General features: G+C 46.6%; 13 protein-coding genes. 2 read left to right on the top strand and 11 right to left on the bottom strand.

Annotated elements, in window-relative coordinates:
- Nucleotides 1–267: 267 nt before the first annotated feature.
- A complete protein-coding gene (locus MHN33_RS23420) occupies nt 268–894 on the bottom strand; it encodes a hypothetical protein (RefSeq protein WP_239401853.1) in 627 nt (208 codons plus the stop codon).
- 186 nt (nt 895–1,080) lie between these two features.
- Between MHN33_RS23420 and MHN33_RS23415 the strand changes: the two genes are divergently transcribed.
- Entirely contained in the window at nt 1,081–1,995 is a 915-nt protein-coding gene (locus MHN33_RS23415) for an IS5 family transposase (RefSeq protein WP_239401851.1), read from the top strand.
- Nucleotides 1,996–2,009: 14 nt separating this feature from the next.
- Here MHN33_RS23415 and MHN33_RS23410 read toward each other — a convergent pair whose 3' ends face one another.
- Nucleotides 2,010–3,086, bottom strand: a complete 1,077-nt coding sequence (locus tag MHN33_RS23410) for a hypothetical protein (RefSeq protein WP_239401849.1) — start codon at nt 3,084–3,086, stop codon at nt 2,010–2,012.
- A 204-nt stretch (nt 3,087–3,290) separates the two neighbouring features.
- On the opposite strand from MHN33_RS23410, the gene MHN33_RS23405 reads away from it, so the two are divergent.
- Nucleotides 3,291–3,449 carry an acetyltransferase gene (locus MHN33_RS23405; protein WP_239401847.1) on the top strand — a complete coding sequence of 53 codons (159 nt, stop codon included), beginning with the start codon at nt 3,291–3,293 and terminating at the stop codon, nt 3,447–3,449.
- Between the two features lie 45 nt (nt 3,450–3,494).
- On the opposite strand, the gene MHN33_RS23400 is transcribed toward MHN33_RS23405, so the two are convergent.
- The 9 genes from MHN33_RS23400 to MHN33_RS23360 form a co-directional block, all read right to left on the bottom strand.
- Complete coding sequence (locus MHN33_RS23400) at nt 3,495–4,850, bottom strand: Fic family protein (protein WP_010387415.1); 1,356 nt, start codon at nt 4,848–4,850, stop codon at nt 3,495–3,497.
- A gap of 216 nt (nt 4,851–5,066) precedes the next feature.
- A complete protein-coding gene (locus tag MHN33_RS23395; RefSeq protein ID WP_239401845.1) occupies nt 5,067–5,219 on the bottom strand; it encodes a hypothetical protein in 153 nt (50 codons plus the stop codon).
- A gap of 482 nt (nt 5,220–5,701) precedes the next feature.
- Nucleotides 5,702–6,145 (bottom strand): hypothetical protein, encoded by a 444-nt coding sequence (locus MHN33_RS23390; protein WP_239401843.1) that lies wholly within the window; start codon nt 6,143–6,145, stop codon nt 5,702–5,704.
- A gap of 1 nt (nt 6,146) precedes the next feature.
- Nucleotides 6,147–8,663: an RHS repeat-associated core domain-containing protein gene (locus MHN33_RS23385; protein ID WP_239401841.1), complete on the bottom strand. Its 2,517-nt coding sequence runs from the start codon at nt 8,661–8,663 to the stop codon at nt 6,147–6,149.
- A 642-nt stretch (nt 8,664–9,305) separates the two neighbouring features.
- Nucleotides 9,306–9,803 (bottom strand): hypothetical protein, encoded by a 498-nt coding sequence (locus MHN33_RS23380; RefSeq protein ID WP_239401839.1) that lies wholly within the window; start codon nt 9,801–9,803, stop codon nt 9,306–9,308.
- A 149-nt stretch (nt 9,804–9,952) separates the two neighbouring features.
- Nucleotides 9,953–10,192, bottom strand: a complete 240-nt coding sequence (locus MHN33_RS23375; protein WP_239401837.1) for a hypothetical protein — start codon at nt 10,190–10,192, stop codon at nt 9,953–9,955.
- Nucleotides 10,193–10,424: 232 nt separating this feature from the next.
- The gene (locus MHN33_RS23370; protein WP_239401835.1) at nt 10,425–10,736 is read right to left on the bottom strand and encodes a DUF1493 family protein; all 312 of its coding nucleotides are present in this window, start codon (nt 10,734–10,736) and stop codon (nt 10,425–10,427) included.
- A complete protein-coding gene (locus MHN33_RS23365) occupies nt 10,729–22,302 on the bottom strand; it encodes an RHS repeat-associated core domain-containing protein (RefSeq protein ID WP_239401833.1) in 11,574 nt (3,857 codons plus the stop codon). The genes MHN33_RS23370 and MHN33_RS23365 overlap by 8 nt, the downstream gene beginning before the upstream one ends.
- Nucleotides 22,299–23,654 carry a hypothetical protein gene (locus MHN33_RS23360; protein WP_239401831.1) on the bottom strand — a complete coding sequence of 452 codons (1,356 nt, stop codon included), beginning with the start codon at nt 23,652–23,654 and terminating at the stop codon, nt 22,299–22,301. Before MHN33_RS23360 ends, MHN33_RS23365 begins: the two co-directional genes overlap by 4 nt.
- Nucleotides 23,655–24,471: the final 817 nt, after the last annotated feature.

Here is a 24,471-nt window from a genome sequence, read left to right as displayed (position 1 = left end):
CAGTGAGGTTTTTGCCGTCCTGGAGCGCTTTCAATACAGAATCTAAATCAAATTTTTGTGTAGTCATGGGTCATTTCTCTTTTTATATCTTAACTTATCGAAATGACACAGAAAATTGAACACTACCCGCTATCTCGCAGGCCTTCTCGGCTTGACATCGCTGGAGCGTCCATATATGTCTTTTATATTTTCTTTGGATCAAACAGAGAACCCCTAGTAGCTTAATACATTAGGGCCTCGTGTTTAACACTTAGCTAGCAACAACTATTAGTTTTCGACAAAATGAGCTTGCCAAACCTTTTCATTCTCCTTCTTAAACAACTCTATTTCTTTAATAATCTTGGATTCTTCCTGAGACTTTAGCAGCTGAATAAAATCTCTAAATTTAATTGTTTTAGGGTTGTGTGGATTAAGCTTTGGAACTAATTTTTCAGCTTCATTTACTAACATGAATTCCCTTTCAATATAAAACCTGATGAGAATATAATCAGCTTTTTCGAAACTGGATAATCTATCATAGTTGGCAGATAAAAACTCGACCAAACTTGTGTAATCCAAAGCTAAGCTTTCCCTAACCAGCTTGCACTTATCCAAAATGAAGTCAATCAATTCGCTCTCTGACGGACTAGATCCTTTACCCAAAAAGTGAGCCCTATCTGTGTCTGAAACATCTACATTCCCCAGTAGAGAGTAAGGGAAAATAAACGGAAAGCAAACATTAGGAAAAACCCAATAAAAAAACTTTGTACCTGACGAGTACTCACTAAATCCAACCCCACTTCTCACATTTTTAGTTGATGGGTCGAATACTAACATCCAAGTTTTGTCTTTCTTAAAACTTGCCGAAAATATATCTGTGTTCTTCGTCAATTGTGTAATAATTTTCTTTTTCATTCCTAATCACCTGTCGCAGGCATAATCAACACCAACTCAGTGGAGCTGGGCAAGTTTCTCTGATATTGTAGCTTTTGATATGGGTAGAGTATTGGTAAACCCGTTTTTAGGGCTTTGTTTCCTAAATCATTGAACTAATCTTGCCTTGTGTGATCAGATCTCAAAAGCAAACACCGAGACTGAACTTTGAAAGAAAAGCGTATCACTAACTGGCGTGATTACAATAAAGCTCTTATCGCCAGAGGCAACATCCAGCTGTGGTTTTCTGAGGATGCAATTGCGCAGTGGAACAACACGCAACATCACGGCGGCAAAGGGCGAGCTAATCATTTCTCTGAGCTGGCGATTGAGACTTGCCTGACTCTGCGGGCTGTATTTCGCTTGTCTCTTCGAGCTGTGCAGGGTTTTGTTTCTTCTCTGATATCAATGATGAAGCTTGATTTGGATACGCCAACTTATAGTTGTTTGTGCAAGCGAAGTGCAGAGCTGGCTGTTCATTACAGACCAAATACCAGTACTTCCGGAGGCATTGATATCGTGGTTGATAGTACAGGTTTGAAGGTATACGGAAACGGCGAGTGGCGCGCAAGAAAACACGACGCAAACAAACGCCGGACATGGCGAAAGCTGCATCTAGCCGTTGATGCAAATACACACCAAATCGTAGGCGCTGAATTGTCTACAATCACCGTAGCTGATTCAGAAGTTCTGGGCGACTTGCTCAGACCATTGCGCAGGAAGATCAGCTCGGTCAAAGCGGATGGCGCTTATGATACCCGAGGGTGTTATGCTGAAGTGGCAGCCAAAAAGGCCGACGCAGTGATCCCTCCAAGGTGTAACGCGCAGTTGTGGGAGGATGGACATGCTCGTAACAGCGCGGTCATTTTAACAAAGCATATAGGTAGCAGTGAGTGGAAAAAGTGTGTGAACTACCATCAACGCTCACTGGCGGAAACAGCAATGTACCGATATAAACAGCTTATGGGTGACAAGCTGGTCAGTCGTGGATTCAATCAGCAGCACACTGAAGCGATGATCAAAGTGAAAGTGCTCAATAGAATGGCTGGGCTAGGTATGCCTGAATATCAGGGAAACAGCTGAAATCGCAGTGTTGCCTAAGCTATCTGGATTTGATCAACAAGGCCCGTTTTTAGCTCAAATGCTAAATGTGGCTCCGCTTCTGGCCCCCAAGTTGCATCCGGTCGACTAGAGTTCAAAGTTCCCCACGGGGTTTCAAAACCAAGTAAATAATTTGGTCCTTCTCCTCTATAATCATCGATATCCGTTGAGTCAATTAAGTTTGAGAACTCACTGTGAATTTTATACCCTCGCACCATTTTATACAGCCAGGTAGGTAATTTAGTGGAAACCGCTCCAGACATATCAATGTTATTGGAAGCTGTCCCAGCCAGCTTTCTTGTAAGCTCAACAATTTCAGACTTTTTGCTTTCAGGGCTTAGTCCATTAAAGCGTTGCTTCCAGCTTTCACTAACCTGATTCAACAAATATTGCATGGCCCCAGTACGAGCACCATTGGCAAACTTACCGCCAGTAATTGCTGAGACTGTACCACCAATAATCGACGAGACTACCGTACCTTTTGCTATCTGGATAGCACTCAGGCCAGCGCCGCCTGGCAGGAACGCACCACCGGCTCCCTTGGTTATACCGGCGCTGAGAAACCCATGACCAAACTTGCCACCACTTACAGAAGCTGATATTCCCTCTACGATAGCATGTGAAGCAATCTGAGCAGCGATCTGACCACGAGTTAACGACAACCCACCAAAATCGTAAGTCACATTACCAATACCATGTTTTGCAGCCAGCAGGTTATCAGAAGACATCGCACTAAAGTGCTCACCAATCGGCCTGAATGCCTGAGCAGTAACAGCAGCGATTGCTCCAGCCTTAAACGCCTGTGATGAAGATCCTCCCATTGCCCGGGTAAATTCGTAGTTCCAGGCACCTGCGCACGCAGCTACAGCTGGACCACAGAATATAGAGGCTACATTCCCAGCAATACTGGTCAGCTCTGCACCAAATATTTTGACGGCACCACGGATTAGATTTCTGGTTATTTTCTTAAACGGGTTCAGTGAAATATAACCACTCGGATCAATCCGGCTAAGCGGGTTGTTCAGTACATAGCTGTACGCGTTGTAACTCTGGATGTTACTCGGCGTCTGCATCGTAGATCCGACCATTCATATGGGCGAATGTGATCTTGGATCCCTCTCAATCAGCTCTCTTTATTTGTTCTATGATTATTTTGGTGCCTGAAATCCTCAATGCGCTATCATATCTACCCATAGCTCACCATGCTTTCCTAAAAGCGTATACAAACTTATTGCTTGTATTCAAGTCAGGAAAGCTGGCTATTCTAGAGGTGTAACATGAAAGATTACGGTGTTAAACTGGTACACAGGCCAGCTATCAAGGTGAAGTCCGATTTAGATCTGAGTACCAGTGAAGGCAGGCAAATCGTCAGATCTGAAACCAACCTTATCAAACTTCGTCAGGCCAAAACTTTGGCTAAACTCGCCACCTTGTAGGTAAAAATGGCCCGTAGCTATATTTGGCCATTCTTGTTTACTGCTTTACCCCCAGCTCTCAATAATTGCTGTTTTGCTGCGCATCGTGAATACCCACTCCTTGCCTGCTTTTTCTTTTTCAAATAAGTTCAGCTCAACCAGGCCGTTTAAGGCATCTCGTGCGGTATTGTATGAGCAGCCCAGGTTTTCTTTCACATTAACCGCTGTAAACTGCTTGGTCTTACCGCTTTTTGCCACCATAAACAGCGTTTTTTGTTTGTCACTGAGCTTACTGAACAGGCCCGAGTCCCATAGCCAGCGGGTGAACGCTTCAGACTCTCTCAGGTTATTCTCATAGGCATGCTTAAATTCGCCAATCGCACGACCTACAATTTTGCACTGGTAGTCAATGAAGTAGGTTAGATCCAGGTCATCCGTTTCAGTGTATAAGTAGCTTTTTCCATATTGGATAGGGGCTGCTTTAAGTAGCACGCTGATGGCTATATACCTGAATGCCGCATAGTCATTTTTGAACATGTACCAGTAAAATAATGAGCGCGCTACACGGCCATTTCCATCCCGGAATGGGTGCTCAAAGCCAATCACAAAGTGCATAACGATTGCTTTAATAAGCGGGTGCAGGTAGTGACTGCTTTCGACATCCTGATGGTCCTGATTTACCCAGGCAATAAACTGCTCCAGCCGCTCGTGAATTCGGTTGGCTGGCGGTGGGGTGTGTACCGTGTTGCCCTCAGCATCAGCCACTTCAACATCATCTGTCTGCCTGAACGCGCCGGGGTGGTATTTTTCATCGTCTATCGACTCCACACCGATTTGGTGCATGGACTGAATAAGGTCAATGGACAACCGTTTGTGGCGGTTTTGCCAGGCAAATTGCATCATTTTAAAATTGCCAATGATCATTTTCTCGTCTGGCGTCCTTGGCTTTCTTGCTCGCTTGAGCAGATCTTTCGCCACTTTTGTTGTGGTTGCAGCCCCTTCCAGTTGGCTGCTACTAATGGCTTCGTCTTCGATCAGGTCATTAAGCAGATATTCAAAGTGTTTTTCTTCGCCTACCTTACTGCACATGTACTCGAGTGAGGCGCTGGTTGCATGCCTGTCAGCTTCTGAGATTGCCTTCTGCATGGTCGGTGTCAGATAGAAGCGGGCCTGACGCTCGGGTTCATCCAATGGCAGTACGGGGCTCAGCTGTTTACTTCTGGCTTTCTTGATAAGGCTCCAGGCAATGTCCAGTTCCAGCCCTTTTGGCAGACGAAACCGTAATTCGTCATAGTGCAGATAGCGCCCCTTGTCATCAACCACGGAGGCGTGATCAAAATAACGGGAGAGCTCTTTAGGAGCATGCTCAGTGATCCAGGTCAGTGGATCAGTGTGAGTCAATTGCGGTGGATGCTTAATCATATACTTATCTCAAAATACCTGGATTTTGAGATAAGTATATTATAAGGACAAAAGATATGTCTCAAAAATATCACAAATTGAGATATAAATTCCTGTTAATGTCTATAAACCTCACGGTCTCAACTACACATCTTCCCTGATATAGTCATGTAGCTTACTGTCTGCCATTACCTGCGACCTGGCCGCCGGGTGGCATCGGCTCAGCGTTTCCCTTAATTACACCTGAGTAACGCTCAGATAGACCTGAGTTGTTGAAATATCAGCATGCCCGAGGTACTCCTGAATACACCGCACATCTTTGTTGGATGGATCGTAGCTGACTCGACCTTTACAGCTCAGCGTACTTTCTAAATCGGTGACCGATGCCACCTGACGCCCCAGAGCATCGTACAGGGACGACCGCGCCCAGCTGCCGCGCTGCTCGCTATCCAGACGCCAGGGGTTGTCGGTGTAGGATATCAGCGTGGCCCACCAACGCCGATTTCGAAGCGTCCATCTCCATCACCCACCCAGAAATCCGAACTGAATGTCTATGATTTTGGGTGGGTGTCCTTGTAACTATTTACAACCCCATATCTCGAAAAAATCCTCAACCGCATGTCTGACTACCTTCCCTGACTCGACCAGGACTCAGTGAATCCAGTAGCAGAGATCAGTTCAAATCAGCATGATTACTCAGTTTGTACAGTGCCACCACCTGGTGGGACTGGCCGCAAATGCACCCTCTGCTGGTCAGTTGTGCATGCCAGCGCTGATTTCCACTGCACACCGCGCTGGCGTGATTGCACAGAAAAAAGGCGCTCACTGAGCGCCTTGTTGGAATGGATATCACCTTACGTTTCTTACTCTCTTTACTTAAACAGCTCTTTTGGCTCACCATCCAGATAAGTATTTTTAGGAAATCCAGAGGGACCAACTACTATTTTATTTCCTAAGTCATCGTGATAATCGAAAATTATACTATTTCCAACAATACCCTTTGGCTTGTCATTCACGTCAAACATTCCTACATACCTCCCGTCATTACCATCTAGAATGACGAGCCTTTTTGCAAGACGGCGATTGCCAAATTCCCTAGCATAGAAATATATGCAATAATTGAAATCAAGATGTGAGACCCCACCTATCAGCTCTATTTTTTCTCGACCATCAAGAATTCCAGAAAAAGCCTGTGAGCTTAATTTTTGTGATGTTACCTTTGTATTTTCATTACAGTCAGCCCTAGACTCACCAAAATACAATAAACATACCGTTAGAAGAGCCAACAAACTAATTTTAATTACCTTTTCTGCCATTTTACATTCCTGTTTGTAAATTTATTACCCTATCGGCATACCAGTCACGCATTTCTCTACCTCCTGTCTGCCTGTAGGCCGTACTCGTATTTCCGTTGTATCTTCTTAAAGCTTCAGAATGTCCTCTATAGAAAACTTTTTGCCCCACAGCATTATGTACAAACCCTTTATACCTCAACCATTCAAGCGCAGCAAAAGCACTTGTTTGTGGATCCATATTTTGGCCAAGAGTCAACCCAAGATCCGCTTTCCTTGCAACCCAGTCTCCAGGGTTGTTTACCTGTAAAGGATCGGATAAAAATGCTTCCCTGTCTCCACCAGATTCAACCATAGCCCAAGCTTTCATCATTCTTGGAGTTACATATTCTGCGTCACCTGGAGAATAGCCGTATTGGTGATTATATGAAGCAGTAGCATCTATAAAAGCTTGATCATTGCTTGCTCTCCAACTATTACTCCCCGATTCATCATAACCAGGAACCTCGCCCAGAGCACTACCTTGTTGTGAAGACTGCCTTTCAAAATGCAACTCATCATTCAACCCCCTCGAAAATGCCGCAGTCACAGCACCATTAGCAAACTTTCCACCACTGATTTTCGAAGCAGTACCACCAACTATGGCCGCAGCAGCTATTCTTAATGGACTATGTTTAACACCCGGTTGAATGCGGCCGATCGCAGGGGCGAGCGCCTGTGTAAATCCTGCCGCGGCAAAGCCATGACCAAACTTACCTCCTTGTATCACAGACATGGTACCACCTACCAGACCATGTGCCGCAACCTTGCCAAAATAGCCAGCACTTCCAAATGCAGTATTGACCCCTTCAAACGCACTCCCCACAGCATAAAACGCAGCAGCAGAAACACCTGAAACTGCACCAGCTTTGATTGCCGCTCCAAAATCCCCCGTTCGATAATAGGTATTTTGCGCTGATACATAAGCTGTCGCTACTATACTGCATGGTCCGCATATAGCACTTGATGCGATAGAGGCACTTGCTACATACAGCGTCGACAAAGTGCTACTGTTCGCAATAAAACGTTGTGTATGGTGTGCAACGATTGCCCCGATCAGTCCGTTGGTAGCAAACCCTATTACTTTGGTTAATTTATCGAAAAAATACCCACTAGGATCCGTATAACTCAGCGGATTATTCAGCACATAAGAATAAGCATTGTAATTCTGCAAATTACTCGGCGCCTGCACCACCGGATCTGCCTGCATAAATCGACCCGTATCTGCATCGTAAATCCGACCATTCATATGAATGATGCGGTTGTCGCCGCCGAGTGTGATGGGCTCATGGCCGGTGTAGCTGTGGTTGTTTGCCGGTACCCGGGTGAATATCCCCAGGGTGGCGGTGGACCAGTCGGTGTAGCTGGCGTCGCTGCTGGGCGGTCTGACTATCTCGCTTTGCTTACCAAACACATTGTATTTAAAGCGCTTTAGGAATTTACCGGCGTAGTCGGTGATCGCCACCACTGAGCCCTGATGGTCGGTGAACAGCCATTGCAGGCTGGCCTGGCCATTGGGGTGGTAGGTTTGCACCGCATCGCCGTTAATGCTGCGGCGTATGTACGTCTGGTTCGCAAATTCACCGCCACCTGTGCCCTCGGCCACTATCTCCAGCGCGCCCACGTAGTAAATGGTTTTACTGCCCTCGGTGCGCTTATAACGGCGGTTATTGGCATCATACGCAAAGTTTATCACCTCGCCATTTTGGCTGATTTGTGTGACCTTATTGCGGGCGTTGTAATCCAGCGTGCGTGTGTGCGTAATGCCGTTCAGGTGCACCGTTGCAGACAGCTGGTTGCCGTTGGCAACATAGCTGAAAGTTTCACGCTGCGACCCTTTAACCCGCTCATAGAGGGCATGTAAGGGTTCACCTGCCTTGTCATACTTTTGCGTCCAGCCGTCTTTGCGGGTGAGGTTGCCATTGGCATCATAGCCATAACGCTCCTCGCCATTCACTTTGGTAACCCGATTCAGTACATCGTACCCAAAAGTGGTCGGGGTTGTTTCACCAGTCAGGGCACGGCTGGTCAGGTTCCCCAGCGCATCAAAGGTGTAACTGTGCTGCTGAATATAGCTGTAAGTACTGGCGTCATTGATGCCCAGCGCATTGAGGTTGCCACGCTTGTCATAGCCCACCACCATGCTGAAGTGGCCTTTTTTATAGCCGGTAATGCGTCCCGCACTGTCTTCAGACTCTGCAACATAGTAGATTTGTCCGGCATTGCCTTCGCGTGCTTCCTGCTTCTGATATACCTGTCCTGCGCGGTAATACAAGCGCTGGCCACGTGCCTCTACAAAGCGGCCACGCTCGCGGGTGCGCCGGTAATCATCAAACTGCTGGAACACCCGGCCATACTCATCAAAGGTGGTCAGCTGCACCACACATTTAGCGTCATGGATTGAGGCCAGTGCGTCTGTTATCCGCACATCTTTAGTAGCAGGCTCGTAGCTGACTTGATCTTTACAGCTCAGCGTACTTTCTAAATCGGTGACCGACGCCACCTGACGTCCCAGGACATCGTACAGGTACGACCGCGCCCAGCTGCCGCGCTTGTAGGTGTTGGATATCAGCGTGGCCCACCAACGCCGATTCCGAAGCGTCTATCTCAATCACCCACCCAAAAATCCGAACTGAATGTCTACGATTTTGGGTGGGTGTCCTTGTAATTGCCTACTCTATCTCGCAGGCCTACTCGGCTTGACATCGCTGGAGCGTCCATATATGTCCTTGTAATTTTTGTTGATCGCAGTAATAGAGGCAATTGTCCAGAACTAAACGTAGTAACAGAGCACCTAAATAAATTTCGAACACCCAGCCACCGAATAACCTTATAGCCTCATCTAAGCTTGTTACATTAATGTTTATAACCTGGTCGTATGTGCGGATAAAGCTGATCATGACAAATCGACTTTGTGGTCATACAACTCTGACTTACCTGGTCCTATCAAGCGATATATACACGTGTATATCACACTCCCTGCGGACCACTAGGTCGATGGATACGACCACATTAGTCAAACCGATGTGACCACAAAATCGGTGACATACGACCAGAAACAGATAAGCCCCGGCGGGTGCCTGGGGCTTTGGATTGGGTGTCTTTTATATTTTCGATTTAGGATTTGCTCAGCTAAATTTAAATATTAACTTTCTCTATAGTAAATATACCAACCAGTATCTCCAAGATGGGTTAATTCACCATTATTGATCTGCTCCTTAACACGGGCACTTTCAACAACGATGAACTTTATTCCTTTACTTACCCCCGACACTGATAAGCCAGAGTTATATAATGGTAATGTCACAGAAACAAGCGGAGCGTTAATCTTGCTATAATCCCTTGCACAAAACATAGACTCGATCCCCAAATCAGTCATCACTAACCTAGTATTCGCAACAGAAAAATCATCTAAATTCGCATCTGATTTGGATGATAAATCGATGTCGTTCACTCCAAGCCACCTCACTCTTTCTTGCAAAGCACAGAACTCAACGAAGCTTTCAATGTGTACTTTATTTTGTGTATAAAAATTCCTAACACTGTCATTTGAGGGAGGGTTATTTTCTCCTGAAGAGTCACACCCTAAAATACTTACTAAAATAACAGCAAACATCACTTTCATTAATTTATCTTGAATCATGATAGGATCGCCGGTGTAGAGTGGCTGTCACCTTCAGTTGTTCTCAAGTAGGCTTTCATCATACCAAATATCTTCATACTCCCCAGCAATTAGGAATCTCCAGCCAGGGGGTAGCCCCAAGTACTTTTGAACCTCTGGGCACCAATCACTCAGGTGCTCAACATGTAAAGGTTGAAAAAATCAGGACTATCTGGCAATTCCTCACCTGCATATATGTACCACCCTGTTGTATCACCTTCAGGTGAGTGACGAAGGCCATTTATAGGTACAACGCCATCGCGAACATTCAATGATATTCCCACTTTTAAGTCACGAGGAGTAGGATAATACTCAGTACCAAGCTCTTTACACAGAGCTTTTTGCAGCTCTTCTGTAATTTTATTTGTCATAATCCTAGCTCCTTTTTTAATCGCCTAGAATATCTGTTTAGGGTACGTGTCTATTCAACCTTGCTAGAGCGTCCATATATGTCCTTGAAACCCCACACTGGCCAGTTGTGTATGCCAGCGTGTGTTTCCGCTGCACACCGCGCTGGCGTGATTACACAGAAAAAAGGCGCTCACTGAGCGCCGATTTTGAATCGGTGTCACGTTAGACTCTCATCTAAGATTCACTTCCACCCTACCACCTCCTCGTCTTTACAGCGTTGGCCAACATAGACAAGTCGATTTTTTCAATGCTTCTTTTTTTACTTTTCCAGAAAAGGGAAAAAGGGTTGATACTCGATTCATTTGAAAAGTATTTTTCAAAGTTGAAGCTAGACCTATCAATATGAAATTCTTCAAAAAAACTATTCATAAACTCATCAGCATCATCTCCATCTAGCCCCAATTTCCCTTGTAGTGTACTCGACATTGTTAACTTTTGAACAGGGATTGAGCATGATAGTGACACAAAATCCAATACTTGCTTTTCATATTTATCTTTACTCATATGTATTATTGTCCATGCATGAGATTGTACATTGTGCAACTTGATAACCATCATATACTAACAGCCCCGTTCCCAACACAGGAATCCAGCGTGCCCCAACCCTTCCTAGTTTATTTGACGTAGCTAAAACATTATTCATAGTAGGAGCCCAAACCCTTTTGGGTAATTTTTGTGGGAAAGTTCTTCCTAATGCATCTGATAGGTAAGACGTTTTTGGCGAAGAACCCTTCATTACAAATCGCTTGTTTTTTAGTGGTAACCCGCCATAAATTGCGCTTCCCGCTACCAGCGTTTCTATTCCCAAATACTCTACGGTACAAGTTGCCAGGCACTGTGAAACCGTCACGTTGTCTGCATATAGCCCCTTACCACCATTATCCAACATACCATTGATCTCTGTTTGTGCTTGCTCCTGTTCAAGATCTGCCATTGCAGCCTCTCTTGCATCCCACTCAGGGCTTCCGACCTCGTACTCCCCATTCCAATCGAAGCCTTGGTCTGAATTCCAATCCGCCGTCAGCGCCGCAACAAAAGCCGCGCTATAAGCGCCATTCGCAAACTTACCCCCTGTTATTTTTGAAATAGTACCACCAACTGCTGCGGAGATAATGACATTCCCAAACGGGTTGCCTACATAACTTCCCCCTCCAACAGCACTATTTAATCCAGCAGCCCAGAAACCATGCCCAAAATTACCACCATTAATGTCTGCTGCAACTCCTCCTGCCAAGCCTTGAACAACAAAGTTGCCTACAGGGCCAAAGTTTTGACCTCCCAAATATGCAGTCGCTGCGGAAGTCAACCCTGCTTTAAATGCTTGCGACGAAGACCCGCCCACAGCTCGGGTGAACTCATAATTCCAGGTTGCAGCACAGGCCGCAGCAAATGGCCCGCAGAATCCGGAGGCGATATTTCCAGCAATGCTGATAATCTCAGCGCCAAATATTTTGACGGCACCACGGATCACGTTTCGGCGTATTTTCTTAAACGGCTGTAATTGCTCAAACAAGTACCCACTCGGATCCGTATAACTCAGCGGATTATTCAACACATAAGAATACGCATTGTAATTCTGAAGGTTACTCGGCGCCTGCACCACCGGATCCGCCTGCATAAACCGGCCGGTGTCTGCATCGTACACTCGACCATTCATATGGATGATGCGGTTGTCCCCCTCAAAGGAGACCGGTTCGTGGCCGGTGTAGCTTCGTATGTTGGCCGGCACCTCATGAAGTAACAAACCTGTTTCTTCTGCCCAATAAAGTTTATCCGTTACATTGTCTGGCTCTCTGACTATCTCCGACTGCTTGCCAAAAACATCATAACGGTACCTTTTAAGGAACTTTCCGTCTCCATTTACGATTGCCACCACTGACCCCTGATGGTCGGTAAACAACCACTGCAATGATGCCTTACCTCCCGGATAGTAACTCTGAACGGCATCACCATTAATGCTGCGACGGATAAGATATTTTTCAGCTTCGGGCCGGCTGGTATCTTTTACCAACTCCAGATTGCCAACGTAAAAGATGGTTTTACTGCCTTCGGTGCGCTTAAACCTCTTATTGTTTGCATCATACGCAAAGTCTGTGATGGCATTACCCACTTTAATGCGGGTGGCTTTATTGCGCCCGCTGTAGGTGATATCACGCGTGGTGCGTACGCTATGCAGATAAATAGTGGCACTGGTCTCGTTGCCATTGGCATCGTAGCTAAAGGTTTCCGTCTGAGTGCCTTTACTGCGCTCACTGAGTGCATGCAAAGGATCTCCATCCTGACCATAGACTTGTGTCCAGCCATCTTTATGAGTGAGATCGCCGTTGTCATCATATTGATAGTGTAATGAGCCATTCACCGAAGTCACCCGATTCAACTTATCATAAGCAAACTTTGTGGCTTCATTATCTCCCGTCAGCTGCCGGCTGGTCAGATTACCCATGCCATCAAAGGTGTAGGTATGCTGCTGAATATAGCTATGAGCCCCCCCCGTGCCCAGTGTTTTCAGGCTGCCATTTTGTGCGTAACCCAGCTGCATGCTGAAGTGACCCTTGAAATAGCTGGTCGTGCGTCCAGCACTGTCCTGCTGGCCCAATGCATAGTAGCGCTTGCCATTCTGGCCCTCCCGGGCTTCGTACCTCTCGGTCACCTGTCCCGCGATGTAGACCAGACGCTGGCCGCGGGCTTCAACCCACTGGCCCAAGGTGCTGCGGCGGTAATCATCAAACTGTTGCCACACCCTGCCGTACTGGTCGAACTGGGTCAACTGGATCACGCAACCGGATTCAACCGGGTTGGCCAGACTACTGTCTGTGAATCTGATATCACTGGTCGATGAAGAATAAGTTACCTTGTCGGCACATTGACTGGCACCAGTAAGATCTGTGACTGAGGCAACCCCCCGACCCAGCGCGTCGTAAACATAGTGACGAGACCAGTTGCCGCTTTCCTCACGGTCAAGGCGGTGTGGTTTCTGATCATTATAGTGCCAGCTGGCAGTCTCCCCCTTGCTCGTCGACAACCCGACTTTGCGGCCGAGTTCGTCGTAACTAAAGGTCGATACCACGCCATTGGCATCGGTCTGAGTTTGCAGTTCACCAAATGGGGTGTAAGTATAGGACCAGGTTCCCCGGTCTTTATCCTCCGTTTTCGTTTTACGGCCCGTGACTGGATCGTAGGTATTAAGGAACAATTCACTGCCACCGTCTGCCAAAGAGCGCACGTTGAGTAGCTGACCAGTTGTATTGTGCGTATAGGTCAGTGTCTGGCCGTTGTTATCCGTTACCGACACCACCTCTGCGAGCGCATTACGTGTCACTGTTTTACTCTGATTACCACCAGCAATATCTCCATTCACCAAAGTGGTCGTGGTCAAGCCATCAAAGCTGACGAAAGTGTCCAAATTGCTCTGGGTATCCTGACTGTACACGATACGGTCAAAGGCATCATAAGTGCTCAGCTGTGCTTCCAGACCCGCTGGTTTTACCTCTACCACTCGGCCAAACTTGTCATACTCAGAGGTTGTACGTAGCCATATTCCGGCAGGTGAGAGGCCCTCACTGGCCAGTGTCCGGCCATACTTATCAAGGTAGGTTCTGGATAACAGCTCTGCATTCACTCGCTTTTCCTGCATCACAAAACACTGCAAAGGTGCATCCGACGGACAGTGTTGCATCAGCGTGCTCTGTTGCGATCCACTCCCCTGATGCTGGCCAACCTGTTGACCATACACGTCGTAGTAAAAGGTGGTGATCACGTCATCGGGGTTCTGACTGCGCGTAACCTGCCCAAACTTATTGCGACTCAGTACCGTCTGCACAGTGAACAGACTATTTTGCGTACTCTTAATATATCGCCCATCGTTGGTATATTTCGTTGTCGTTGTACGCGTTTGAGGCTCATCGTCCGAATTTAGGCACTTTTTCCCGCCAGTCGATTTACCTATGATACTGCCCCAACTGTTGTAGCTGTAGGTAGTTTTGAGGTATGCGTCACATCCGCCCTCAGATGCCACAACCTCTTCTTTCAGCAAGCCGATATGTTCACCAGAGGTGTAATAGGTAAATGCGCTATTGCGAACAATTTTTCCCTGATCGCTTTCATTGCGCCTGGTGGTCACTTCTGTGCTCTTTAAGCGACCCAACTGAAGCGCCAGATCAGAATAATATTGATTGACTATGTGCTTACTCTGAACCGACTTACTTGTAGGGCCGCTGCTAACAAAAGCTTCAGCATCCGCACTGTTGTAGGTTGAGATCGTCGAATTAAGCACATTACCGTACTTATCCTGTTCCATGCCTGTTTCAATACAGGTATAGCCCGCCACACCATAACTAATATCCCCATTGTATTGTGCATCAACCTGAGCACTGCACTCTCGCGCAGTGCCATTGTATACTGCGTAATACCTCAAACCGTTAGCAGCTGACGTGGATATTTTCGAGTACTGATTCCTGGCTTTGCTGAGTAAGTAGCTACCACTACTACTGTGCATTGTTTTGGTCGTACGTTCTGGCATGCCAATATACGGAAACGCCTGTTGGTACTCAGTCGTCGTCTTAAACGTATGCCCCCCTTTATAGGTGCTGGTAGTCAAAGACTCAAAACCAAGCATACCGCGGCCACCGAACTGCATACGTGCGCCAGCGTACTTGTAACGCACAGTAATTGTGTGATCACTCACATTTCTGCGGGTATCTTCAGCCTCGGTTTCCACCCGCTCAACCAACACAGACGAGCCAATCAGGTCAATGATCCGCTGGCCGCTTTGTTGCTCTAGCGCGCGGGTCCTTTCTGGTTCCCCTTTGTTATACAGGCTTGGATCTGTCATCCGGCCATAGTGGACCTTGGTTTTCGTGCCAAACCCTTGCGTGACAGTACTCAATAAACCGGGGAAAGCCGAACGGGTACTTTGGTGAAAAGCCCGTATCTGGGCTGGTTCAGCGAGGATCAGATCTGCCGCGCCATCCATATCATAATCACTGAAGTATCCGTAAGCCTGAAATCGAGGCACAAAATCCAGCGAGAATATGTCTGTTGAGCTATTACTATGCGTCAGAGTTTGGCTTTCAGGCTGCCACTCATAGCGATACAAAGCATACTTCTGATGCCTGTCCATTTCGGTCCCCACGACATAGAGTTCTGAAATGCCATTTTGATCGGCATCACCTATAATGGGAGACACGTGAAAGCTATCACCTGAAATAGAACCATGTTGTGGTTTTGGCAAAACCTGAGGCTCTCCATCAAAGCGTAGTCCACTGAATAAGGAAGGCCTTACGACGGCAACCGTCCACTTGTTGTCTTCGTTTTTATAGAGAAAATCAGACAAGCCATCCTGATTAATATCAATTAGTTGTAATGCACTGTGTTTCACACGTTGCGAACCACCCACAGTGAAACCCTGCGCCCCCGTTGAAGCGTCTATTTCATTGTATAACACGTAAATGGTGTCCCACTTACCCTGTTGCTCACAGCCGCTGGTGGGGCAGGCTGAAGTGACAATATCGGCCAGACCATCAAAATTCACATCTGCCAGATACCAAGGGGTGTTGGCATCCAATTGCTGTGGATACTGATAACCCATTGCCACATCAACCTCACGCGATTGTGCCATTAACAGATTAGCACTGTTATTATATCGTACCCACAGCTGCAGCGGTGCCGTCGACATAGCGCTGGGCTCAGCAGTATTAGGCTGTATGCCACCACCGCCGCCACCACCGGTACTGCCGTAACGACTCAGATAAATGAAATCATCAAACCCGTCACCATTGATGTCAGCAGCCCTGACTTTACGAGCGCCATTCATTCCGTTAATGGTGCGGTAACTCCACTGGCTATTTAAGCTATCGTAGTCAAACACACGCCAAACAGCAGACCCCAGCGCAGAGTCATGCGCACGGGTATTGATCAATAATGACTGGGTGCCATCTCCATCCGGGTCAAAGGGTTGAATTTGCACATGGTCAGATAAATTGTCGGTTGCTATGTCCTGACATAGCTCTCCTGTGCTGTACTCAATCACGCAAAGTGCATGGCTGCCGTTTGAATTGTGATAGCGTTTAAGCACAACCGTAGACGGCAAGCCATTACCGTCTAAATCCATCTGAGTTGTCGCTACAATGCGACCGCCCGAAGCAACTTCGGTGTAGCTTACAAACAGTTGAGCTCCCGGGCTGTCGTTGTAAGTAAAGGCCACAGGACGCTTACACGTTTGTGCAGAATCATCCGTACACTCTCTGACTGACATTAACTGACGTGTGCCGTTTTGCGCCTGAGAGAAGCCCAAATCGTAGTGCCTGAGCTGTGATTTGTTGTGGTTATACACATCAATTGCCGTTAGCTGTGCCCGCTCCACACTCGCAACTGAGACAGCCTCGATGCTGTAGCTATTTCGCCTGGCCGGACCGGCCTGATAACTAAAGCGCACTTCGTTGTTACTGTAGCTAATTTTGCTCAGCACCACCTCCAGCTGACCGGGTATATCTGACTCTTGGGTATTGTGCATATATTCGTAGTGCACTACGTTCGAACCATCTAAAGTGCGGTTAGCAGCGACACTGTCCATGCTTTTACGTAGTAACCAGCGGGACGGCTTCACCTTGCCCCCAGCCTGACTATTTTTAGTACCACCATAAATCCGTTTACTACCATCTTTCCCCTGTACAACAAACTGTTTAGTATAGGGTTCAACACCTTCCTCTATGGTTACTCTGAGCTGGCTATCAATCTCAGTTCGATAGGTTGAGCCGACAACGCCATCATATTGGTCCGACGTTTCGCCCGAGGTCAAAATCAGGCGCTGACCATCCAGACAATAACGATCACTGCCCTGATCGGCGGGGTTAATTGCTTTAAACTGGCCATCCTGTGCCTGTGTCTGTCGACAACGACTGATTTCAGACCCCGCAGACAACGACCAGCCTGTTGCAACCATGGTTTCTGGCAGCTGACTGTTATAGTTCAGTGCAACCTCAGGTGTAACACCCGCCACCCCTTCTGGCAGACTAATGGGCACCGAATACGTGGACGCTCCCTGTTCATTCACCCTAAAGCTGCCCGGCGTCACGGCATAACTTTCGTGCGCTTGTAACTGTTCTGTTGTAGGTACCGAATAACCAGCCCTGGTTACACTCGCAGCGATTGGATTTACTGGCACTTCCAGGAGGCTATCATTGACAACAACCGTTTCATCTGCTGATGGCGCAGAGCAAGCACGCTCAACTTGTCCAGCACTCAGTTCAATATCCAAGCACGCACGTACATTAAAAGTATGACTACCATTTCGCCGGACCAGGCTATGCTCAGCCGTTTTGCCCGTTGCGTTAATGGTGATGGGTCCAGTGTTGCTGGCAAAATCCGACAACTCAAACACTGTAATGTCGCGCCCGTAAGACATGCTAAAAACGATATCGCCGCCTATGGCTGTGCCAGACAATGCGGGGGCCTCAAGCAGTCCATCACGTGGATCTATCGGACTACTCTTTAAAATACGCTCTGCCTGATCGCTGATCCCATCGCCATCACTGTCAACAGGCTCTTCACAACGATTGTGTAAGTGGCAAAATCCATAGTAATAATAAAGAGTACTGCTGGTTACCTGATGAAAGCGAGCTGCTGCGTTCAGTTCACTCACAACATTGACAATAAACTCAGCCCGGGTTAAGTGTGTGTTTAACTCACTCAACCATTTTTGACGTGATTTGCCCGCAAGAGCATCATGATTTTCCTGATATAAAAACTCACTTACAGAACGATAAAACGTATCTGCAGAACTGGATTCCGGGAGCCGGGAAAGCCCCTCAGCGGTGTCGAGCATCGCATTGGCAATTTCTATTAAGGTCACATTGTTCGTCAATGCGTAGGCAAGAAAAGACAATTCTTCACGACTCAGATCGCGCCCCAGAATCACATACCCCAACCTAAGCAGCGTATGTAAATGTGGCTGTCTGCTTGACGGTGCCCAGCCAGCTGCCTGCACCAAGTTAAAGGCATTTAGAAGCGGTGAACTTTGTAAGTCTGACCATTTGAGAGCGCCTGGCCCTGCTTCATTACGATCAATAATGGTAATGTTACCGTCTTTGGTTTTAACCCAGATTTCACTATTACCAACCAAAAAGGGCTTATCTTCTATGCCGGTACCAAGCTTATAAAGGTAATTAACTTGCCCGGTTTCAGCAGTCATTGAATATAACGCACCATCTAAAGCGCCAACAAACAGGTCGGCATTATTAAACGGACGCCCCACAACAAGCCCTTCAGCCGAAATCGGCGCGCGCGTTTCAGTTTTCCATATTTGTTCACCCTGATGATTCCAGGCATACACGAAGTTATCATGTGCCCCCACCATAATCACATCCCGGTCCGCACTGTCATAAGATAAAACCGCTTTCGCACTGATCTTTGCACCTGCGCTTCTACACCACTCAGCAAACCCGTATTGATCATGTGCACACAGTTTATTGTCATAGGCAGCATAGAGCACGCCTGATGCACTATAGACTGGACTAATAAACTTATGATCGTTGTCATCCTGGTGTGTATTGTCAGCAAGATAAGGTCGTGAAGCGCCGATTTTGATACCGTTGGCAACTGAAACAACAATACCGCCATTGGTATAAGCTTTAATTACTTCGTCACCCACATCGACATGAAGTTCACGATCACTGATGTACCTAACCGTGTGAATACCCTTGTCTTCACCATGTTCAAATGGCACGGCGGTAACATTGTGCTGCATTGATACGGTAGAAGGGTTGGAAAAATTCAGACCCCGAATACGCACACAACTACTACCACAAGAACCATTGATTTCAACACTGCTAATAATCACTCTAGGGTGCTCAATGGTGATATTTGCACCATCTGTACATATATTATGTCTATTACATGTACGAGCTCGATAATCCATTACCCCTAAGCGCGGCGCTGATATTTCAAACTGAGTTGAGGCTGTTAAAGGCGTTAAATCTTGCCATTCGGCACGAAATGCTCTTCTGTCAAAATACTGAACCTGATACTTTTTATCTTTTAGATCATCCGAAGGCACTTTCAATTTAAGTTTATAAGATTTAAGTTGAATGCGATTCATGTCTTCAAACAACACGACACCAGGTGCTGGGTCAGGATAGTAAAGCGTGACGTCGGAGCACTGCTCCTTCTCACCAATAGAACTTACCTTACCAAACTTGTTCACAGCCTGAGCGCAGTAACTATAGCCATGTCCATGATGATCATGTGTTTTAGAAATATTGGTGGTCAAAGAGTCTGCATTATGACTAATACTCACGAGTGCTTGATCGGCCCCGTTTTCAAAAATATTGTAAGAAACCACATCAACATCGTCAGTACCGGGTACCACTGTTAGCTGCAGTTTCCCGTCACCTATGTCTTCTACAGTAACATTGGGTACAGCTGGTATAGGTAAATCGCTATCATTAACTGAAACGGTGAGCGTGTTTTGTGAAGAATTGGGAGGAAAATTGCTTATCCGAACCATTAGTCCTTCATTACCGTTATAATAACTTTGCAGCAGTTCACCTGAGATCGACGCCTTAATCTCACAACTTGTTTCTTTACATGAAATAATTGGCCGATCCAATGAGCGCCAAACGCCACCATTTTTGTTAGGCTTAAGCTCAACCTTTGCTTGCTTACTAAAGTACAAGCCGTTGATTGTTATAGGGCAGCTAGTACAGTTAAAACCAACGCGCGCAGAGCTGGGAGCCGCTTGCATATGGCGGATCTCTTTTGGATTGGATTCTGCGCAAAGGCTCTCTTGTGCTCCGGTGACAGAAAAACACGCGCGTACTTTGTATTCATAGACACCTTGTTCTAAGTCGTTAACGGCAAAGCTGACTGCTGATTGCGATACGATCTCTCGCCACTCGCCCCATTGAGACTCACCTTTTTTCCTCCGTTGGAGGTGGAAAGTCTCATTTCCTTTGCGGTCTGACCATGACAATGTATACACATTAAACTGATTTGATGAAATAGTCTTAAATGTCGGCGCAGGATAGTTGTGAAGGAGGCTCTTGCAATGTTCCCCAGTACCAGTCACAGGTTCAACGCTGCCCGTACCAAACGCCTTTGCACAGTAAGTAAATGCGTAGCCCGCACCGGGTTCAAACCTGGCCTCCAGGTTAAGTTCTGAAGCACTGATTGTAGCCTTTTTGTTATTGCCGTTCTGTAAGACTTCATAAGACTCAGCGTGCTCAATACGTTTAAGCTTCACTTTCACGTATCCTCCATCAGAGCTGACACTGTCAACCTGAGGCACTTCCAGTACGACTGGAGCAATATAAAATGGCTTTGATGTTGCCGTTGTTACTGTATTTGGCTCTGGCGCACAGTCCCAGGCCTTTGCTTTTAGGTCAATCTGCTCCGGAAGAGCACTATCGATTGGCCAGTCGACAGAAAATTCGGTCATCTGCTGCCGGTCGCTCGCTTGTGGCAGGATACTCTCACAATTCAGTTGTTTTGCGGCCACCTCAGTATCATTAAACAGCAGCGCAATTTTTTGTAATCTTGCAGAACTTGCGCTCAGCCGGCCAACACCAACCTTTATGGTCTGAGTAGAGTTGCGTGCAAATGGGTGTTCGATGTTATTTGACAGTGTTTTAATCGTGATGCCTGCAAAAGGCACCACGATGAAATCCAACTTACTCGTTGCGTACCAATCTGTAATATCACTATCGGAAAGAGACACATAAACCTGATACCCCGCAGCATTGCTGGCTGGTGCCTCAAAGGTTGCACGACAGGTCATCACTTCACCGCCCTGGACGATATTTTTATCACATGACGGGGACAAGGTCTGGTCTGATTGTGGGCAATGCTCTAATGTTTGTGAACTTCGGGTTACAACACATACCTTAAGATCACTGATATTCAATACCCGATCAGCCAGTCGAAAGTCAACCTGTACTTGCTCTCCCTGAAAAGCATACACTTTATCTAATCGCAAACCAGAGATAACTGGGCGTTTAGCAATCTTTATTGTACGGCTGGCAGTCCCTCCCCCGGCTTCTGCCTTTAGCGTTTTACTCTCCTGTATTTTCAGACCCGTGGAAACACAAGTAACAGAGGATGATAGAAAGTTGCAATCGTACTGTTTAAGGCTAGTACCGACTTTTATTTTTCCAGCCCCTAAAGTCTTGCTGGTACCGCCAGTAATCAATTCAGCCGCCTTCGGCCAGTTGTAACTTTGTGAATCCGGATCCGTTATCGTCACTTTCGCATTGACCGTTATGCTGTCTTTGTGAAAAACGGTGTAATCCAGTTCAGTGCCGTCAGAATGATACAGGTTGACGAATACTTCAGAGTTCTGGTCACGCTCTACCGTGGCCGCGACTTCTACTATTTCGCTATCGACATTGCCGAAGCTATCAACGGCGCTGACCCTGAACCGTTTACTATTACTAACTGAAACAGACTGCGCCCCCAACTTATAAACCTTATTCATTTCTGGATCAGACTCAGTCTTTAAATGGTCACACTCTCTGGGCGACTCGAATTCACAAACTGTCAGTGATTTAACGTCACTTCCCTCATCCTTTACCGAATACTCCAAATCAACAGTGCCGTCATAGTCATCCTCCCGGAGTACTGAAACACTGATTTCAGGCACCGTTTTTTTAACAACATCAATAACATAATAACAGTAGAACCAGGGTTCTACTTCACTTGCCACGTCGGGGGCGACTTGATATCCGTAACCGGCTCTGAGAAGGTAGGTGCCAAGGGCTTTTTCTTTAAAAAGATAATTATTATCCTTAGCATGTTGAATCGTTGTGTACTTATCCGTGCCGGGTTTACGCATAGTTAAGCGAAAATAGTCAGCCTGGACCTTATCCCAGTCAGATTGTTCAATAAATGTTAAATCAGCCTCTTCGTACCCTTCTTGAACAGCCATTCCCCCTCCGGTACAAAGCTGCCGTTTTTTGTCCAGGAAGAGCATAAGCAGGCCGGTGTTTTTCTTATAACCATCGGCCAGTGCTGGTGAACACCAAGCCATTGATAACACGCACAAAAACAGGACAATAGTTCGCAAGATCATACTACTCATAGCCCTGCTCCCTGCTCTTTAGTCCACTGAAGCGTAATATGCGCAGTGGGAACTGACGACTCTGCATTGGCTATGGAAGATAGCCTCCCCTTGAGAGCTCGGTTTGGTTGCTCGGTAAAGAGGACTTTATCATCCTCCACCCGGAGTGGGGCCGTGAGTAAAGAAGCATTTCCATTGCTGCTACTTGCGAGTGAGACTTTGGAAATCAACAGTCTATTGCCTGACGTCACCGAGCTTAAGTGATTAAAAAACAGAGATCTGTCACGATAGTTAACAGCCGGTGTTGAAATAATTGGCTGATTAAGTAACACCCCAGGAAGTCGGCCTCGTTGACGCACACGGGTAAGCCCTTCGCTATACTCAATGGTGTTCCCTTTAAAATCCACATATACGATGCTGCTCTCGACGCCCAAAGTTCGATCCGGAGATGCCCCATACGTATCGTCATCACCAAGGCGATAGCTACTGATAGCAACAGGACTTGCAATGATTGCAAATTGTGTTGGGTGACATACCATCGAGCCTGGCTCTGAGACATTTAGTACGCACGCTGCCCCCGTGCCATCAATGTTGCTTGAGCCAAAATATATCTTGTTCCTGAATAATAATGGCCGGTTTACAGTCTTACCTAACAAAGGTTCAGACTGTATCAATCGAGGGTCGCCATTTTGCACTTCAATTTTATGAAGCATGTTTGATTCATCAACAAATACCACCTGCTCATTGCCAATGGGCAATAAAGTTCTGGTCACAATGTTAATGCCTAGCGCCGTTAAATCTATCTTACTGGAGGACGCTGGCTCATTACTGGTGAGCAGTACTTTACTCTTCAGCCAAACTGTTTTGGCAGTGTCGCCAGAGAGCCCTTTGGCGATGAGGGTGTAGGGCAGACCTGTGTCAGCAGAAAGTGCTTTCTCTCCAATACTGGGTAAGGACCCGGCTATAATTTGACTACCATGTTGCAAAATGACCTGGTAAGCGCCACGTACTTGCCACTGTAGTACTGGCGTATCATCTGGCATAAATGTGTAATGCTCAGCACTGGGGAAATCAAATTCAGGCTTAGCCAAATCGTCAATAAATTTGGCTGTTATTGGCAAAGAGCAAGTATCACCAAAATTACTGCGTCTGCATGCCATTACTTTAACCTGGCTAACATGGCCAGGCAGAGTCATGTTCGCTGCAGATGAGTTAACGTATGATACCCCCGCGTTTACCCTATAAAAGGTAGCGCCGCTAACAGGCTGCCACTTCAGCTGAGTCTGACCACTGATATAGGCATGTAAGGCCCATTGCGGTGTTGCAGGACGTGACGTATCGCACCCTGGTGATACTGCCTCCAAGCTTTGCATTGAAAACACATCACTACACCCACTTTGCAAGCTGTTGGCCGCGATAACCCATAAAGGGCAGGACATCCATAGAAACAAAACCACTCTTATCATCTTTGTGCAAATTCCATAAAAGGTAATTATGTTAATTGTACACACAAAAAAGGAACAAAAACTCACAACCAATAAACAACACAAACCAAACAAAACAAACGGTTACCTTTTGTCAACTAAAGTCACCTTTTGTACAAATTAAACACCGCTAATACGTCTAACAAAGTGAAACTGGCGTGTTGACCGTATAAACGCGGTTAAAGATATGACAACTTACAGAGAGCAGGGGAACACCACTAAACTGCCAATCAAAACCAGACGCTAAAACTGTCTGGTCATCAGCACAGTAAAAAGCCGAGTATGTGATCAAGGTAATACAATCGCATCAATGAAAACCAACTACGTGTTATTATCACTTGTTCTGATCTCAGGGAAAGTCTGGGCATGGCATACAGGTGTTATCTGTGGTAACAGCGAGTTTCTTCCCCCTCTTTTGAGCAGGCCAGGCAGGCATTCTCACTCTGGAGGTGGTGCGATTTGTTTCGGCTGCACCGACCTTTTTATGAAAACTCCAGCAAATTGACACTGGCAGTGGCTGGCGGATTAGTTACCCTTAGATAGCAATGCAAGCAAGTCCCGCGACCTGTGATTATTTAAAAAAGACTTTGCCACCAATCATTTTAAAGGCGGGCGTGCCACGTACCAGTGTGTCGCGCGCAAACACGGTGCCACAACCCGGGCACACACCACCGTGCTCAGTATGATCCGTCACAATCCGCTCTTT

It is taken from the genome of Pseudoalteromonas sp. OOF1S-7 (assembly GCF_022347765.1).
Taxonomy (GTDB): domain Bacteria; phylum Pseudomonadota; class Gammaproteobacteria; order Enterobacterales; family Alteromonadaceae; genus Pseudoalteromonas.
The sequence above is the reverse complement of the archived record's forward strand: the minus strand, read 5'-3'. Positions and strand labels throughout refer to the sequence as shown.

What these genes read in the sequence shown, in the direction of transcription:
- MHN33_RS23420 (WP_239401853.1), bottom strand. Translation starts at nt 894, where the DNA reads ATGAAAAAGAAAATTATTACACAATTGACGAAGAACACAGATATATTT.
- MHN33_RS23410 (WP_239401849.1), bottom strand. Translation starts at nt 3,086, where the DNA reads ATGCAGACGCCGAGTAACATCCAGAGTTACAACGCGTACAGCTATGTA.
- MHN33_RS23405 (WP_239401847.1), top strand. Translation starts at nt 3,291, where the DNA reads ATGAAAGATTACGGTGTTAAACTGGTACACAGGCCAGCTATCAAGGTG.
- MHN33_RS23400 (WP_010387415.1), bottom strand. Translation starts at nt 4,850, where the DNA reads ATGATTAAGCATCCACCGCAATTGACTCACACTGATCCACTGACCTGG.
- MHN33_RS23390 (WP_239401843.1), bottom strand. Translation starts at nt 6,145, where the DNA reads ATGGCAGAAAAGGTAATTAAAATTAGTTTGTTGGCTCTTCTAACGGTA.
- MHN33_RS23380 (WP_239401839.1), bottom strand. Translation starts at nt 9,803, where the DNA reads ATGATTCAAGATAAATTAATGAAAGTGATGTTTGCTGTTATTTTAGTA.
- MHN33_RS23375 (WP_239401837.1), bottom strand. Translation starts at nt 10,192, where the DNA reads ATGACAAATAAAATTACAGAAGAGCTGCAAAAAGCTCTGTGTAAAGAG.
- MHN33_RS23370 (WP_239401835.1), bottom strand. Translation starts at nt 10,736, where the DNA reads ATGAGTAAAGATAAATATGAAAAGCAAGTATTGGATTTTGTGTCACTA.
- MHN33_RS23365 (WP_239401833.1), bottom strand. Translation starts at nt 22,302, where the DNA reads ATGAGTAGTATGATCTTGCGAACTATTGTCCTGTTTTTGTGCGTGTTA.
- MHN33_RS23360 (WP_239401831.1), bottom strand. Translation starts at nt 23,654, where the DNA reads ATGCAAAGCTTGGAGGCAGTATCACCAGGGTGCGATACGTCACGTCCT.